The 17,147-nt window shown below is 34.1% G+C and carries 16 protein-coding genes; 15 read left to right on the top strand and 1 reads right to left on the bottom strand.

The genetic code is table 11. From position 1 onward, the window contains the following. Nucleotides 1-26 precede the first annotated feature (26 nt). Nucleotides 27-506 carry a 23S rRNA (pseudouridine(1915)-N(3))-methyltransferase RlmH gene (gene rlmH / locus HMPREF2957_RS04390; RefSeq protein WP_070677796.1) on the bottom strand — a complete coding sequence of 160 codons (480 nt, stop codon included), beginning with the start codon at nucleotides 504-506 and terminating at the stop codon, nucleotides 27-29. A gap of 183 nt (nucleotides 507-689) precedes the next feature. Between rlmH and HMPREF2957_RS04385 the strand changes: the two genes are divergently transcribed. The 15 genes from HMPREF2957_RS04385 (at nucleotide 690) to ftsH (ending at nucleotide 17,018) form a co-directional block, all read left to right on the top strand. Beyond that, nucleotides 690-1,871, top strand: a complete 1,182-nt coding sequence (locus tag HMPREF2957_RS04385; RefSeq protein WP_070677794.1) for a serine protease HtrA — start codon at nucleotides 690-692, stop codon at nucleotides 1,869-1,871. A gap of 59 nt (nucleotides 1,872-1,930) precedes the next feature. Then, nucleotides 1,931-2,692: a ParB/RepB/Spo0J family partition protein gene (locus HMPREF2957_RS04380; protein WP_070677793.1), complete on the top strand. Its 762-nt coding sequence runs from the start codon at nucleotides 1,931-1,933 to the stop codon at nucleotides 2,690-2,692. Nucleotides 2,693-2,904: 212 nt separating this feature from the next. After that, nucleotides 2,905-4,263, top strand: a complete 1,359-nt coding sequence (dnaA, locus tag HMPREF2957_RS04375; protein WP_004250937.1) for a chromosomal replication initiator protein DnaA — start codon at nucleotides 2,905-2,907, stop codon at nucleotides 4,261-4,263. A gap of 158 nt (nucleotides 4,264-4,421) precedes the next feature. After that, complete coding sequence (gene dnaN, locus HMPREF2957_RS04370; RefSeq protein ID WP_070677791.1) at nucleotides 4,422-5,558, top strand: DNA polymerase III subunit beta; 1,137 nt, start codon at nucleotides 4,422-4,424, stop codon at nucleotides 5,556-5,558. A gap of 66 nt (nucleotides 5,559-5,624) precedes the next feature. Then, nucleotides 5,625-5,819 (top strand): DUF951 domain-containing protein, encoded by a 195-nt coding sequence (locus HMPREF2957_RS04365; protein WP_004250933.1) that lies wholly within the window; start codon nucleotides 5,625-5,627, stop codon nucleotides 5,817-5,819. Nucleotides 5,820-5,903: 84 nt separating this feature from the next. Further along, entirely contained in the window at nucleotides 5,904-7,019 is a 1,116-nt protein-coding gene (gene ychF, locus HMPREF2957_RS04360) for a redox-regulated ATPase YchF (protein WP_070677789.1), read from the top strand. A gap of 72 nt (nucleotides 7,020-7,091) precedes the next feature. Beyond that, a complete protein-coding gene (pth, locus tag HMPREF2957_RS04355; RefSeq protein WP_070677787.1) occupies nucleotides 7,092-7,661 on the top strand; it encodes an aminoacyl-tRNA hydrolase in 570 nt (189 codons plus the stop codon). Beyond that, a complete protein-coding gene (gene mfd, locus HMPREF2957_RS04350; RefSeq protein ID WP_083312337.1) occupies nucleotides 7,654-11,139 on the top strand; it encodes a transcription-repair coupling factor in 3,486 nt (1,161 codons plus the stop codon). The genes pth and mfd overlap by 8 nt, the downstream gene beginning before the upstream one ends. Before the next feature lie 65 nt (nucleotides 11,140-11,204). Then, entirely contained in the window at nucleotides 11,205-11,471 is a 267-nt protein-coding gene (locus HMPREF2957_RS04345; RefSeq protein WP_004250926.1) for an RNA-binding S4 domain-containing protein, read from the top strand. Beyond that, on the top strand, nucleotides 11,464-11,832 hold the full coding sequence (locus HMPREF2957_RS04340; protein ID WP_004250925.1) for a septum formation initiator family protein: 369 nt from the start codon (nucleotides 11,464-11,466) through the stop codon (nucleotides 11,830-11,832). The genes HMPREF2957_RS04345 and HMPREF2957_RS04340 overlap by 8 nt, the downstream gene beginning before the upstream one ends. Before the next feature lie 6 nt (nucleotides 11,833-11,838). Continuing rightward, nucleotides 11,839-11,961 (top strand): SP_0009 family protein, encoded by a 123-nt coding sequence (locus HMPREF2957_RS09370; protein ID WP_004250924.1) that lies wholly within the window; start codon nucleotides 11,839-11,841, stop codon nucleotides 11,959-11,961. Next, nucleotides 11,954-13,222, top strand: a complete 1,269-nt coding sequence (locus tag HMPREF2957_RS04335) for a serine hydrolase (protein WP_070677785.1) — start codon at nucleotides 11,954-11,956, stop codon at nucleotides 13,220-13,222. Before HMPREF2957_RS09370 ends, HMPREF2957_RS04335 begins: the two co-directional genes overlap by 8 nt. Then, nucleotides 13,219-14,496, top strand: coding sequence for a tRNA lysidine(34) synthetase TilS (gene tilS / locus HMPREF2957_RS04330; RefSeq protein WP_070677783.1), 1,278 nt, complete (start codon nucleotides 13,219-13,221; stop codon nucleotides 14,494-14,496). Before HMPREF2957_RS04335 ends, tilS begins: the two co-directional genes overlap by 4 nt. Before the next feature lie 4 nt (nucleotides 14,497-14,500). Continuing rightward, a complete protein-coding gene (gene hpt / locus HMPREF2957_RS04325; protein ID WP_004250918.1) occupies nucleotides 14,501-15,043 on the top strand; it encodes a hypoxanthine phosphoribosyltransferase in 543 nt (180 codons plus the stop codon). Nucleotides 15,044-15,059: 16 nt separating this feature from the next. Then, a complete protein-coding gene (gene ftsH / locus HMPREF2957_RS04320) occupies nucleotides 15,060-17,018 on the top strand; it encodes an ATP-dependent zinc metalloprotease FtsH (RefSeq protein WP_070677781.1) in 1,959 nt (652 codons plus the stop codon). The last annotated feature ends 129 nt before the right edge of the window (nucleotides 17,019-17,147 follow it).

Here is a 17,147-nt window from a genome sequence, read left to right as displayed (position 1 = left end):
ATCAAAATAATCGAAAATAGTCAATCCTATTTATGATAGGGAGAACCTTGTTGGATGGTAAAGGCTCGATATATCTGTTCTACAAGAACTAGACGCATTAATTGGTGAGGAAGAGTTAAACGACCAAAACTAAGGGATAGATTCGCACGCTTTTTTACTTGAGGAGAGAGTCCTAAACTCCCACCGATAACAAAGGTTAAGGTTGAAAAACCATTAATAGATGCTTGTTCTAACTGTTTACTGAATTCTTCAGAAGACAAGGTTTTCCCTTCAATAGCTAAAACGACAACAAATTCTCTATCCCCAATTTTGGAAAGGATTCGATTTCCCTCTAAATCCAAGATTTTTTCATTTTCAGAATCACTAGCACGATCGGGAGTCTTTTCATCAGCTAATTCGATCATTTCTACGGCAGCAAATCGTGATATTCTTTTAGAATATTCTGCAATTCCATCTTTGAGATACTTTTCTTTTAGTTTTCCAACTGTTACAAGTTTAATTTTCATGCTTCTATTTTACCATAATCGTGTTCTATTCACATCTTATTCACAAATGAAAAAGGTGAAAAACACAATAAATTCACAAATTTTCAACAATTATCCACAGATTGTTGAAAACTTAAGTTTTTTAAGTTAGAATTAAGTTAATAATCTTATACTTTCACTAATTAATCAAATATGGAGGATTCTATGAAAAACTTAAACAAGTTTTCAAAAACAATTGGACAACTTTTACTAGTTATTCTTATTAGCTTTTTTAGTGGTCTATTAGGAAGTTTGGCTGTTCTTCAGTTCAACCAAAAGCAAGGAGGTGGAGAACAAAATAGTGCAGCAGTCACTCAGACTGCTTCGAAAAATGAAAATTCTACCACACAGGCTGTAGATAAAGTTAAAGATGCAGTTGTATCGATTATCACTTATTCAGAAAACTCTCAAGGTGGTTTTGTTGGAACTGATGATACTGATACAGATTCAAACACTGAACAAATTAACAGTGAAGGTTCTGGTGTTATTTATAAAAAAGAAGGTGAATCTGCCTATTTAGTTACTAATACTCACGTTATTAATGGCGCTAAAAAAGTTGACGTTCGTTTGACTGATGGAACAAAAGTCCCAGGTGAAATTGTTGGTTCTGATACCTATTCTGATATTGCAGTAGTAAAAATATCTTCAGAAAAAGTTTCTACAGTTGCTGAGTTTGGTGATTCAAGTCAATTAGCTGTTGGAGAAACGGCTATCGCAATCGGTAGTCCTTTAGGTTCAGAATATGCAAATACAGTTACTCAAGGGATTGTATCAAGCTTGAACAGACATGTTTCTTTGAAAGCTGAAGATGGTCAAGCCATTTCAACAAATGCCATCCAAACAGACACAGCTATTAACCCTGGTAACTCTGGAGGTCCTTTGATTAACATTCAGGGAGAAGTTATCGGTATTACATCAAGTAAAATTGCCTCAAATGGTGGAACATCTGTAGAAGGCCTTGGTTTTGCTATTCCTGCAAATGATGTTATTAATATTATTAAACAATTAGAAAAAGATGGAAAAGTAACTCGACCAGCGCTTGGTATCCACATGGTTAACTTAACAAACCTCAGCACAGCTGACCTTCAAAAATTAAAACTTCCTAACAACGTTACTTCTGGTGTAGCTGTTCGTTCTGTTCAAAAGAACATGCCTGCAAATGGACATTTACAACAATATGATGTTATCACAAAAATAGATGATACTAAAATTTCTTCTACTACTGAATTACAAAATGCACTTTACAGTCACTCTATTGGTGATGAAATGACTGTAACTTATTACCGTAATGGTAAAGAAGAAAAAACTACAATCAAACTAGATAAGAGTACAAGTGATTTAAATTAATAGTTTACATATTTGTAAACCTACTTTACAGAATATTAAAGATATGATACTGTAGAAATATGGAAGAACTCAAACTAATTCGTATCAGTGATATTCAAAAAAATCCCTATCAACCTCGTAAAGAATTCTCAAAAGAAAAAATTCAAGAACTTGCCCAATCTATTAAAGAAAATGGTTTAATTCAACCCATTATTGTCCGTCAATCTCCAGTTATCGGATATGAAATCCTAGCTGGAGAAAGACGGTATCGGGCATCGATAGCAGCTGGGCTATCAGAAATTCCTGTAATCATCAAAAAATTATCTGATCAGGATATGATGGTTCACTCAATCATTGAAAATTTACAACGAGAAGACTTAAATCCGATTGAAGAAGCAAAAGCTTATCAATCTTTAATTGATAAAGGATATACTCATGCAGACATTGCTGAAAAAATGGGGAAATCACGCCCTTATATCACTAATCTTGTTCGATTGCTAACGCTCCCTGATTTTATTTTAAAAGAAGTAGAAACTGGAAAATTGTCTCAAGCACATGCTAGACTTCTAATCCAACTACCTTTGAAAGAACAAAAAAATTTACTCAATCGCATTCAGAAAGAGGATTTATCAGTTCGGCAGGTGGAACATCTACTTAAAGAAGAAAAAAATAAGAAGAAAACCAAAGAAAAAGATCACTTTATCAAAGAAGAAGAAGAAAATTTGAAAAAATTGTTGGGATTAGATGTCCAAATCGTCCTTCAAAAAAAAGAGGCAGGAAAAATAACTATCTCTTTTCATAATCAAGAAGAATACCAACGTTTTATTAACAGCCTGAAATAAGGCTGTTATTTTATTTTTCTAAACTCACATACTTATCCACTGGATTAGTATAGAAAAAGTCTATTAAATCAAAATCTAAACCTTTTATCCACAAGTTGTGGATAAATCTTTTAAACATTGTGGATTGTTTTTCACAAGTTGTGGAAAAATTGCTTTCTATGTGATAAAATAGTGTTTAAGATTACACCATTTAGAAAAGGAGGAGTTTGTTGTTGAAAGAAAAACAATTTTGGAATCAGATTTTAGAATTAGCTAAAGAGAGATTGACTCGATCAATGTTTGATTTCTACGCAACACCTGCTGAATTAATAAAGGTTGAGGGAAATGTAGCTACCATATTTTTGCCCAGATCTGAAATGGAAATGGTTTGGAGTACAAAACTCAATGATATTATTGTAGCTGTCGGTTTTCAAATCTATGATACTGAAATAAAAGCTCAATATGTATTGACTAAAGAAGATTCTAATACCTCCGATATAGCAAGCAATGTTGAAAACAGTAATCATCAACAGGAAGAAATTAAAAAATCTATACCCTATTCAGAAACAGGATTAAGAGACATTTATACTTTTGATAATTTTATCCAAGGTGATGGAAATATTTGGGCTAAGTCTGCTGCTTTAGCCGTCTCGGAAGATCCTGGACTAACTTATAATCCTCTGTTTATATATGGAGGACCTGGTCTAGGTAAAACTCACTTGCTCAATGCTTTGGGGAACGAAATTCTCAAAAAAAATCCTAATGCGCGTGTAAAATATATTCCTGCTGAAAGTTTTATTAATGAATTTTTAGATCATCTAAGACTCAATGATATGGATAATTTTAAAAAAACCTATCGAAGTCTAGATCTCCTTCTTATTGATGATATTCAATCTCTCAGCGGAAATAAAGTGCAAACTCAGGATGAATTTTTCAATACATTTAACAAACTTCACAGTAATAATAAACAGATCGTTTTAACGAGTGACCGTAGGCCAGAACAACTAGAAAATCTACCTGAGCGACTTGTCACGCGCTTCTCATGGGGATTAACAACGGATATTACTCCACCTGATTTTGAAACTCGTATCGCTATCTTAAACAGTAAAACAGAGGATTTAGATTATCATTTTCAACCTGACACAATCGAATATTTGGCTGGCCAGTTTGATTCAAATGTACGTGAATTAGAAGGTGCGCTCAAAGATATTAGTCTCATGGCTAAAGTCAAACAAATCAACACTATAACTGTGGATATTGCATCTGAGGCTATACGTGCTAGAAAACAAAGCGTCAGCACCATGATCGTCATTCCGATTGAAAAAATCCAAGAGGAAGTCGGAAAATTTTATGATGTGAGCGTTAAGGAGATGAAGGGAACTAGACGTGTTCAGAATATTGTTCTAGCTCGTCAAGTTGCTATGTACCTAGCTAGAGAATTAACTGATAACAGTCTTCCAAAAATCGGAAAAGAATTTGGTGGTAAAGATCATACAACCGTCATTCATGCTCATGCAAAAATCAAATCTATGATTGAAACTGATGATAAATTACGTATAGAAATCGAAACCATCAAAAAGAAAATCAAATAACTTGTGGATAAGTGTTTAAATTTTTACTGATTTATTAACAAATTTTAAACAAGTATAACTTCTTGATTTTTCTAAACTAAACTTGGTTTTCCACAGATTTCACACAGCCTACTATTACTATTAACCTTCTAATAATAAAAATAAATAAAGGAGATTCCATGATTCATTTTTCTATTAATAAAAATTTATTCCTGCAATCATTAAATATTACAAAACGTGCTATTAATTCAAAAAATGCTATTCCTGTTTTATCAACTATTAAAATTGATGTGACTAACGAAGGAATTACATTAATTGGATCAAATGGTCAAATTTCAATTGAGAATTTCATTTCTCAAAAAGATGAAAATGCAGGTCTTTTGATTAACTCTTTAGGATCAATTCTTTTAGAAGCTTCTTTCTTTATCAATGTTGTTTCTAGTCTTCCAGATGTGACTCTTGATTTTAAAGAAATTGAACAACATCAAATTGTACTAACAAGTGGAAAATCAGAAATTACTCTGAAAGGAAAAGACAGCGAACAGTATCCACGTATTCAGGAAATTGCAGCAAGTAATCCTCTAGTTCTTGAAACAAAACTTCTTAAGAAAATTATCAATGAAACTGCTTTTGCTGCTAGTGTACAAGAAAGCCGTCCAATCTTGACTGGTGTACACTTTGTCCTAAGTAATCATCAAGAATTAAAAACAGTAGCAACAGACTCACATCGTCTCAGCCAGAAAAAATTAACTCTTGAAAAAAATAGTGATAATTTTGATGTTGTTATCCCAAGTCGCTCTCTACGCGAATTTTCAGCTGTTTTTACGGACGATATCGAAACAGTAGAGATTTTCTTCGCAAACAACCAAATTCTCTTTAGAAGCGAAAATATTAGCTTCTATACACGTCTCTTAGAAGGTAATTATCCTGATACAGATCGTCTGATTCCAACAGATTTTAATACGACAGTAACTTTTGATGTTGTGAATCTACGTCAATCTATGGAACGTGCACGTCTTTTATCAAGTGCTACTCAAAATGGAACTGTAAAATTAGAAATCAAACAAGGAGTAGTTACAGCTCATGTAAATTCTCCAGAAGTTGGTAAAGTAAACGAAGAAATCGATACAATTGCTGTATCTGGTGAAGATTTAACTATTAGCTTTAATCCAACTTACTTGATTGAAGCACTAAAAGCCTTGAATAGTGAAAAGGTAACAATCAGCTTCATTTCAGCAGTTCGTCCATTTACCTTGGTACCGGCTGATACAGATGAAGATTTCATGCAGCTGATTACACCAGTTCGTACAAATTAAGTTAAAGAGGTTGAGCCTAGCTCACCTCTTTTATGATATAATCAGAAATATGAAAAGGAGAGTAGTATGTATCAAGTTGGAAATTTTGTTGAAATGAAAAAACCACATGCTTGTACAATCAAATCTACAGGCAAAAAAGCGAATCGTTGGGAAATTACACGTCTAGGTGCAGATATCAAAATAAAATGCAGTAATTGTGATCATGTTGTCATGATGAGTCGCTATGATTTTGAAAGAAAAATGAGTAAAATTATCGACTAAATGCAAGTAGTTAGAGGGTTAGCAAGTTTTCCCTTTTTGTGTTATAATATTGAAGATTGAAATGTGAACGGAGAATGAGAAATTATGGCTTTAACAGCAGGTATCGTGGGTTTGCCAAACGTTGGTAAATCAACCCTATTTAATGCAATTACAAAAGCAGGAGCAGAGGCTGCAAACTATCCATTTGCAACTATTGACCCAAACGTTGGGATGGTAGAAGTTCCAGATGAACGTCTACAAAAATTGACTGAAATGATTACTCCTAAGAAGACAGTTCCAACAACCTTTGAATTTACAGATATTGCAGGGATTGTAAAAGGTGCATCAAAAGGAGAAGGTCTCGGTAATAAATTCTTGGCCAATATACGTGAAGTTGATGCCATTGTCCATGTAGTTCGTGCCTTTGATGATGAGAATGTCATGCGTGAGCAAGGTCGTGAAGATGCTTTTGTAGATCCATTAGCAGATATTGATACCATTAACCTAGAATTGATTCTTGCTGACTTAGAATCTGTTAATAAACGCTATGCGCGTGTGGAAAAGATGGCACGTACGCAAAAAGATAAGGAATCAGTTGCAGAATTTAACGTTCTCCAAAAGATTAAACCTGTCCTTGAAGACGGTAAGTCAGCACGTACCATTGAATTTACAGATGAAGAGCAAAAGGTTGTTAAAGGTCTTTTCCTCTTGACTACGAAACCAGTTCTTTATGTAGCAAATGTGGATGAGGATGTTGTTGGAGACCCAGACTCTATTGATTATGTGAAGAAAATTCGTGAATTCGCAGCAACAGAAAATGCAGAGGTAGTAGTCATTTCAGCGCGTGCTGAAGAAGAAATTTCTGAGTTAGACGACGAAGATAAAAAAGAGTTTCTTGAAGCCATTGGTTTGACAGAATCAGGTGTGGACAAGTTGACTCGTGCAGCTTACCATCTATTAGGACTTGGAACTTACTTCACAGCTGGTGAAAAAGAAGTTCGTGCTTGGACCTTTAAACGTGGCATGAAAGCTCCTCAAGCTGCTGGAATTATCCACTCTGACTTCGAAAAAGGCTTTATTCGTGCAGTGACTATGTCTTATGATGATTTGATTAAATACGGCTCTGAAAAGGCGGTAAAAGAAGCTGGACGCTTGCGTGAAGAAGGAAAAGAATATGTCGTTCAAGATGGCGATATTATGGAATTCCGCTTTAACGTATAATCAACATTTTTAATAGTGTCAATTAGGTTGGAAAAAAATTCCAACCCTTTTAGCTTTTGAAAGGAAATTTAAATGACAAAATTACTTGTAGGATTGGGAAATCCAGGGGATAAATATTTTGAGACAAAGCATAATGTTGGTTTTATGTTGATTGACCAACTAGCAAAAAAACAGAATGTATCTTTTACACACGATAAAATATTCCAAGCTGAATTAGCTTCATTTTTCCTTAATGGTGAAAAAATTTATCTGGTAAAACCCACTACTTTTATGAATGAAAGTGGGAAAGCAGTTCATGCTTTATTAACCTACTATGGTTTAGATATCGAAGATTTACTGATTATTTACGATGATCTTGACATGGAAGTAGGAAAAATTCGACTTCGCGCTAAAGGATCAGCTGGCGGTCATAATGGTATCAAGTCAATTATCCAACATATTGGTACACAGGTTTTCAATCGTGTAAAGATTGGTATCGGTAGACCTAAAAAAGGAATGTCTGTTGTTCACCACGTTTTGAGTAAATTTGACAAGGATGACTATATAGGTATTTTACAGTCTATTGACAAGGTTGACGATGCTGTAAATTGTTATTTACAAGAGAAAAACTTTGAAAAAATAATGCAGAAATACAATGGGTAAGGGAATGTCATTAATCGAATTCTTTTTAGAGAACAAGCAGATACAATTATGGAGTGAACATTTATCTCTCAAGCAGAGGGAATTACTACTAGGTCTCTCTGGTTCAGCAAAGTCTTTAGCTATTGCAAGTAGTGTTAAAAATCAGAACAAGATTATAGTAATGACATCTACTTATGGAGAAGCTGATCGTCTAGTAAATGATTTAATTTCTATCCTGGGTACTGATATGGTTTATCCATTTTTAGTAGATGATTCACCAATGGTAGAATTTTTAGTATCGTCTCAAGAAAAGATTTTTTCAAGAGTTGAAGCCTTGCGTTTTCTAAGAGATAAATCTCAAAAAGGAATACTAGTTTGTAACATGGCAGCTAGCCGTTTATTCTTACCAGATCCTCAAGTCTTTGATAACAGTGTGTTAAAACTTGAAGTTGGCGAAGAGTGTGAACAAAGAGAATTAAAAAGTCAATTGATTTCACTTGGTTATAAAAAAGTTACTCAAGTTCAAAGTCAAGGTGAATTTAGTCTTCGAGGGGATATTTTAGATATCTTTGAAACTTCACAACTATCTCCTTACCGAATAGAATTTTTTGGTGATGAAATAGATGGGATTAGAGAATTCGACGCAGATACACAATTATCAAAAGATAGTCAATCTCAAGTCTTAATCTATCCAGCTAGTGACATTTTATTAACTGTTGAGGATTACAATCGTGGTCAACAATTCTTAGAACATGAGATGGATAAAACTATTTCACCTACATTAAAGTCGTACCTAGAAGAAGTTTTTAGTTGTGTGAAAGAGCAAGTTCTTCATGCTGATATTCGTAAATTTTTGTCTGTTTTTTATAAAAAACAGTGGACATTGATTGACTACTTGAACCAAGCGCCTATTATCTTTGATGATTTTCAAAAAATCATGAATCAGTATGATACTTTTGATAAGGAAACAGCTGGATACTTTACAGAGGATTTACACAATAGTAAAGCTGTATCAAGTTTACAATATTTTGCTGATGTAGAAAGTCAGTTAAAAAAATATTTACCAGCTAGCTTCTTTTCGAATTTTCAAAAGGGACTTGGAAATCTAAAATTTGATCATCTTTATCAATTTAATCAATATCCTATGCAAGAATTCTTCAATCAGTTTTCTTTTCTGAAAGAAGAAATTGAACGCTATAAAAAATTAAAATATACGATTGTTCTTCAATCAAGTAGCCAAACCGAACTAAAAAAACTGTCAACGATTCTTGATGAATATAGCATTAAAGTTGACAATAGTAATCAAAGTGAAATCTGTAAAGGAACTGTCAATCTTGTTGAAGGAAACCTTCGTCATGGTTTTCATTTTGTGGATGAGAATCTTGTATTCATCACTGAGTATGAAATATTCAAAAAGAAAATTAAACGTAAATACAGAAGACAAAATATCAGTAATGCTGAAAGATTAAAGGATTATAGTGAACTCCAAAAAGGAGATTATGTTGTTCATCAAATTCATGGGATTGGTCAATATTTAGGAATCGAAACGATTGAACTCAAAGGGATTCACCGAGATTATGTAAGTATCCAATATCAAAATGGAGATCGAATTTCTATCCCTGTAGAACAAATCCAAACCTTATCTAAGTATGTTTCAAGTGACGGTAAGGCTCCAAAGTTAAACAAATTAAACGATGGACGTTTTAAAAAAGCTAAGCAAAAAGTTAAAAATCAAGTTGAAGACATTGCAGATGACTTAATTAAGTTATATGCAGAGAGGAGTCAACTTGAAGGTTTTGCATTTTCAAAAGATGATGAAGATCAGGTTGCTTTTGATGAGGCTTTCCCTTATGTTGAAACTGAGGACCAACTTCGAAGTATCGAAGAAATTAAGAAAGATATGCAGGCTTCTCAACCAATGGATCGACTTTTGGTTGGAGATGTTGGTTTCGGTAAGACTGAGGTGGCCATGCGAGCTGCTTTTAAGGCTGTAAACAATCATAAACAGGTTGTTGTTTTAGTACCTACTACAGTTTTGGCTCAGCAACATTATAATAATTTCAAGGAAAGATTTGAACAGTTTGCTGTCAATGTAGATGTTTTGAGTCGTTTTAGAAGTAAAAAAGAGCAGACTGAAACACTTGAAAAATTGAAAAAAGGCCAAGTTGATATCCTGATAGGAACCCATCGAGTTTTGTCTAAAGATGTTGAATTTGCTGATTTAGGCTTGATTATCATCGATGAAGAACAACGTTTTGGTGTCAAACATAAGGAAGCTTTGAAGGAATTAAAAAAGAAGGTTGATGTCTTAACTTTGACAGCTACACCAATTCCTCGAACTCTACATATGTCTATGCTAGGTATTCGAGATTTATCTGTCATCGAAACTCCCCCAACCAATCGATATCCTGTACAAACCTATGTCCTTGAGCAGAATGATCTTGTCATTCGAGATGCTGTATTGAGAGAAATTGATCGTGGTGGTCAGGTTTACTATCTTTACAATAAAGTTGACACGATTGAAAAGAAGGTTTCAGAGTTACAAGAACTGATTCCAGAAGCTTCTATTGGTTTTGTTCATGGTCAAATGAGTGAAATTCGTTTGGAGAATACACTACTTGACTTTATTGAAGGTGAATATGATATTTTAGTAACAACAACAATCATTGAAACAGGAGTAGACATTCCAAATGCCAATACCTTGTTTATAGAAAATGCAGACCACATGGGATTGTCAACCTTGTATCAATTAAGAGGTCGGGTTGGTCGAAGCAATCGAATCGCTTATGCCTATCTTATGTATCGACCTGACAAATCATTGACAGAAGTTTCTGAGAAGAGATTGGAGGCAATTAAAGGTTTCACTGAATTGGGTTCTGGTTTCAAAATCGCTATGCGCGATTTATCCATTCGTGGAGCGGGTAATCTTTTAGGAAGTTCGCAGTCCGGTTTTATCGATTCTGTTGGTTTTGAACTCTATTCTCAGTTACTGGAAGAAGCAATTGCTAAGAAACGTGAAAAAGGAAATGCTGAGTTAATTCTGCAAATTGATGCTTATCTTCCGGATGAGTACATTTCGGATGAACGACATAAAATTGAAATTTACAAGAGAATTCGTCAAATTGACAACCGTGTCAATTACGAAGAATTACAAGATGAGTTGATAGACCGATTTGGAGAGTATCCAGATGTAGTTGCTTACCTCTTAGAAATTGGATTAGCTAAAGCTTATCTTGATAAAGTTTTTGTCAATCGTGTTGAAAGAAGAAATAATAAGCTTGTCATTCAATTTGAAAAGATATCCCAACAACTATTTTTAACACAAGATTATTTCCAGGCTCTTTCTCAGACAAATTTGAAGGCTAATATTTCTGAAAATCAAGGTTTAATCGAAGTTGTTTTTGATATTCGAAATAAAAAAGACTATGAGATTTTAGAAGGACTCTTAACCTTTGGAGAATCGTTAGCGAAGATAAAAGACTTAAAAGAGTCACATTAGGGCTTACCTTTTTTCTTCTATAAAAGGGATAAAAATGGTACAATAATAATTTGAGGTATTATAAGATGAGATTAGATAAATATTTAAAAGTATCACGAATTATTAAACGCCGTACGGTAGCTAAGGAAGTTGCAGATAAAGGGCGAATCAAGGTAAATGGTATCCTTGCTAAAAGTTCAACTGATTTAAAAATCAATGATCAGGTTGAAATTCGTTTTGGAAATAAATTGTTGCTTGTAAAGGTGCTCGAAATGAAAGATAGCACAAAAAAAGAAGATGCAGCTGGAATGTATGAAATTATCAGTGAAACAAGGGTAGAAGACGATGTATAAAAAAATAGTCCAAATGAATAATTCATTTATTCAAAATGAACACCAACGACGTAAATACATGATGGAAGAACGTCAAAAACGTAATCGTTTTATGGGTTGGGTTTTGATTTTGATTATGTTGCTATTCATCTTACCAACTTACAATTTAGCACAAAGTTACCAACAATTACTAACACGTCGCCAGCAACTAGCTGATTTGAAAAAACAATATCAGGACTTGAGCGATGAAAAGGATAAAGAAGCTAGTTTAGCAACTAAGCTAAAAGATGAATCCTATGCGGCTAAATATTCCCGTGCAAAATATTATTATTCAAAAACATGGGAGGAAGTTTATACAATTCCGGACTTACTTCCTAGGTAATGCGAAATGGAAAATTTATTAGATATTATCGAAAAATTTTTAAGTCAGTCAGATGAAAAATTAGATGAGTTAGCTCAAAAGAATCATCTGTTACGGCTACAAGAAGAAGAGGGGAAAAAGAATGCGTAAATTTTTAGTGATATTACTACTTCCTATTTTCCTAAAAAGCGTTCAAGTAGTAAGCACTGAGAATCCAGTTATCATTCCAAAACAAGAAGTTTATTCTTTAACTCATACTCCGTATCATTTTTATTATCAAGATACTATAGAATCTCCAAAATTTTATGGTGAGACGCCAGTTTATTCTACAGAAGACCTGATTAATGAATCGGGTAAAGTAAATGCAGAAACAAAATTATCTGTTTTAGAATGGCGATTAAATAAACAAGGACAACCTGTCTTTAAATTGTCAAATAATCAATTTGTAATGGCTGATAAACGACTTTTATACGATAGTTCCATCGTAAACGATTTTTCTAAACGAGTATGGCTAGAACCGGGATTTGTCGTTTATAATAGTCCTTATGATCAACAAGAATTAAAGTCTACTTTAGCGCCTTATAAAGAAGTTGAAGCAGATATGTCTATTTTTGCTGAAGGTCGTGAATTCTTACATATCAAGCAAACAGGCTGGATTTCGACGGATTACATTTCCAACGATGACAATCGTATCCAGAAAGTACAAGAGTTGTTATCTGCAAATTATCAAAATGAACAGTTCTCTATTTATGTGAAACAATTGAGTACAGGTAAGGAAGCTGGCATTAATGAAAATCAAAAAATGTACGCTGCTAGTGTTATGAAATTACCTTATCTTTATTCTGTTCAGGAAAAAATCAATCAAGGTGATTACCAACTTGATATGAAATTGAAGTATGTTTCCGAAGTTAATGATTTCCCTGGCTCTTATAAACCAGAAGGAAGCGGAAGTCTCCCTAAAACAGCGGACAATAAAGAATACACAATCAAAGATTTAATCACAAAAACTGCAAAAGAATCTGACAATGTAGCTCATAATATTCTTGGTTATTATATTACGAATAAATCAGATGAAGCCTTTAAAAAAGAGATGACTACTATCGCAGGTGAGGAATGGGATGTGACAGATAAGTTGGCTTCAGCTAAAATGGCTGGTCAAGTTATGGAATCTATTTACAATCAAAATGGTTTTGTTTTAGAATCCTTATCACAAACATCATTTGATAATCAGAGGATTGCTAAGAATATTTCTGCTAAGGTAGCCCATAAAATTGGGGATGCAGATGAATTTAAACACGATGTAGGAATAGTCTATACAGATTCTCCTTTCATTATTTCAATCTTTACCAAAAATTCTGATTACGATACCATTTCTAAAATTGCTAAGGATGTCTACGAGGTCCTAAAATGAGAGACCGCGATTTTTTAAATCATTTTCTAGAAAAAGGTTACTTTGAAGGACATTCAAGAGTTGTGCTAGCCTTGTCTGGTGGATTGGATTCGATGTTTCTTTTTCAAGTTCTTTTGACTTATCAAAAAGAACTTGGTATTGAATTGTTTTTAGCACATGTAAATCATAAACAACGACCAGAGTCAGATAAGGAAGAAAATGAATTAAGAAAATTAGCTGAACAAGCTGGAGTTCCAATTTATGTAGCTTGTTTTACTGGAGATTTTTCAGAAGCGAATGCTCGTCAATTTCGCTATGAATTTTTTAGAGAAGTGATGGAGAAAACTTCATCTACAGCTCTTGTAACAGCTCATCATGCAGATGATCAAGTTGAGACAATCTTTATGCGATTGATTAGAGGTGTTAGACTACACCATTTATCAGCTATTAAAGAAAGACAAATATTTGATAAGGGAGAGTTGATTCGTCCTTTGTTGTCTTTTTATAAGAAGGATTTTCCTGAAATTGAGCATTTTGAAGATTCAACAAATAAAAAAAATCACTATCTTCGCAATCGTATTCGCAACCTCTATCTGCCACAGTTAGAAAAAGAAAATGTTCAGGTAAAAAAAGCAATTTTAGAGTTTGGAAAAGAAGTTTCTGATTATCAAATTGCTCTGGCTGAATTATCTCAAGCGGTTGATGTAGAAGATTTAACTCAGTTTTTATCTTTTAGTGAAGCAACGCAAGGAGTTTTACTACAACAATACCTTAGTCGTTTTGCTGATTTAAATGTAACAAGAGAACAATTTCAAGAAATTCATCATATTTTAAAAACTAAGAGTCAATATCGCCATAATATAAAAAATGGTTATGAACTTATAAAAGAATACCAGCACTTTCAAATTAGTAAAATCAGACCAAAGTCTGATGAAAAAAGTAGTGAGTGTGTGTTAAACTATCAAAATCAAGTTTATTATGAAGGTTTTCTATTTTCATTTGGAATTCCTCTAAAAGGTGAAAATGTTCAACAAATAAATGTTTCCCGTGAAACATCATTGATTTTGCGGCATCGACAGCCAGGTGATTATTTGATAATAAATGGTCATCGAAAAAAAGTAAGGCGACTTTTTATTGATTTAAAAATACCTGCAGAAAAACGAAAAAATGCGATTATTGTTGAGCAATTCGGAAAGATTTGTTCAATTTTAGGAATTGAACTCAGTGATTTGAGTATAAAAACGAAAAATGATATAATGAACACTGTACTTTATATAGAAAAAATAGATAGGTAAAATCATGTTAGAACAAGACATCAAGAAAATTATGATTTCGCAAGATGAAATTACAGAAGCAGCTAAGAAGTTAGGTGCTCAATTGACAAAAGATTATGAAGGGAAAAATCCGATTTTAGTTGGAATTTTAAAAGGATCTATTCCTTTTATGGCAGAATTAGTCAAATATATCGACACTCACCTTGAAATGGATTTTATGATGGTTTCTAGTTATCATGGTGGAACTGTAAGTAGTGGTGTCATTAATATCAAACAAGATGTCACTCAAGATGTTAAAGGTAGACACATTGTCTTTGTAGAAGATATTATTGATACTGGACAAACATTAAAAAGTTTGAGAGATATGTTTACTGCTAGAGAAGCAGCGTCTGTTAAGATTGTTACTATGCTGGATAAACCAGAAGGACGTACTGTAGAAATTGAAGCAGATTATACATGTTTTACAATTCCAAATGAATTCGTTGTAGGCTATGGTTTAGACTATAATGAAAATTATCGTAACCTTCCTTATGTAGGTGTATTGAAAGAGGAAGTTTACTCAAAATAGAAGGGTAAGTTGTTGAATGCAAAAACAAAATAATGGTTTTATAAAAAATCCATTTCTTTATTTGTTGATGATTTTCTTGCTAGTAACGGGATTCCAGTACTTTTTCGCTGGGAGAGTTGCCGGGCACAGTCAACAAATTAAATACTCAGAATTGGTGCAGGAAATCACTAATGACAATGTAAAAGAAATAACCTATCAACCAAGTGGTAGTATTATTGAAGTGTCTGGTGTCTATAAAACTGCTAAAACAGAAAAACCGGAAACAGGTATTCAGTTTTTCACACCTTCTGCAACAAAAGTAGAAAAATTTACAAGTATTATTCTTCCATCGGATACTACTGTAGCAGATTTGCAAAAACTAGCTGGTGAACACCAAACACAAGTTGAAGTCAAGCACGAAAGCTCAAGTGGTATGTGGATTAACATCCTAGTTTCGGTAGTGCCATTTGCTATTTTATTCTTCTTCCTATTTTCTATGATGGGAAATATGGGAGGAAACAGCGGACGCAATCCGATGAGTTTTGGACGCAGTAAAGCTAAGGCTGCTAATAAGGAAGATATCAAAGTACGCTTTTCAGATGTAGCAGGAGCTGAAGAAGAAAAACAAGAACTTGTTGAAGTTGTTGAATTCTTGAAAGATCCAAAACGCTTTACAAAATTAGGTGCTCGTATCCCAGCTGGTGTTCTCTTAGAGGGACCTCCGGGAACTGGTAAAACATTACTTGCTAAAGCAGTAGCAGGAGAAGCTGGAGTACCGTTCTTTAGTATTTCAGGTTCTGACTTCGTAGAAATGTTCGTTGGTGTCGGTGCCAGCCGTGTACGTTCACTCTTTGAGGACGCTAAAAAAGCAGCGCCAGCTATTATCTTCATCGATGAAATTGATGCCGTTGGTCGCCAACGTGGTGTCGGTCTTGGTGGAGGTAATGATGAACGTGAACAAACCTTGAACCAACTCTTGATTGAAATGGATGGTTTTGAAGGAAATGAAGGGATAATTGTCATTGCGGCAACGAACCGTTCAGATGTTCTAGATCCAGCCCTTCTTCGTCCAGGTCGTTTTGACAGAAAAGTATTGGTTGGTCGTCCAGATGTTAAAGGACGCGAAGCAATTCTGAAAGTCCATGCTAGAAATAAACCTCTAGCAGAAGATGTGGATTTGAAGTTAGTAGCACAACAAACTCCAGGTTTTGTTGGTGCTGATTTAGAAAATGTATTGAACGAAGCGGCATTAGTTGCTGCCCGTCGTAACAAATCAGTCATTGATGCTTCTGATATTGATGAGGCAGAAGACCGCGTTATTGCAGGGCCTTCTAAGAAAGATAAAACTGTTTCTCAAAAAGAACGTGAAATGGTTGCTTATCACGAAGCCGGGCACACTATCGTAGGGTTAGTCTTATCAAATGCGCGTGTCGTTCATAAGGTAACAATTGTTCCACGTGGTCGTGCAGGTGGTTACATGATTGCTCTTCCAAAAGAAGATCAAATGTTGCTATCTAAAGAAGATATGAAAGAACAATTAGCTGGTTTGATGGGTGGACGTGTTGCTGAAGAAATCATCTTTAATGTCCAAACAACAGGTGCATCAAACGACTTTGAGCAAGCTACACAAATGGCGCGTGCAATGGTTACAGAGTATGGTATGAGTGAAAAACTCGGACCTGTTCAATACGAAGGTAATCATGCTATGTTTGGTGCTCAAACTCCACAAAAATCTATTTCAGAACGTACTGCATATGAAATTGATGAAGAAGTTCGAGCATTGTTGAATGAAGCACGTAATAAAGCAGCTGAAATTATTCAATCAAATCGTGAAACGCATAAATTAATTGCAGAAGCCTTATTGAAATATGAAACATTGGATAGTACACAAATCAAATCTCTTTACGAAACAGGGAAAATGCCTGAATCAGTAGAAGAGGAATCACGTGCCCTATCATATGATGAAGTCAAATCAAAAATGGCTGAAGAAAACTAAAATATTAGTAGACAAGATACAAGAGAGGATACTATTATATCCTCTCTTTCTTATTTATAAAAACTAATCTATGAAAACCAGTAAAAAAATTTCAGAAAAAACAAATCAAACTAGTTGACAAGAATCTAA

The organism is Streptococcus sp. HMSC062D07 (assembly GCF_001814215.1).
Classification (GTDB): Bacteria; Bacillota; Bacilli; order Lactobacillales; family Streptococcaceae; genus Streptococcus; species Streptococcus infantis_I.
Note: the sequence above shows the minus strand (reverse complement) of the source record. Positions and strands in the feature narration are given on the sequence as shown.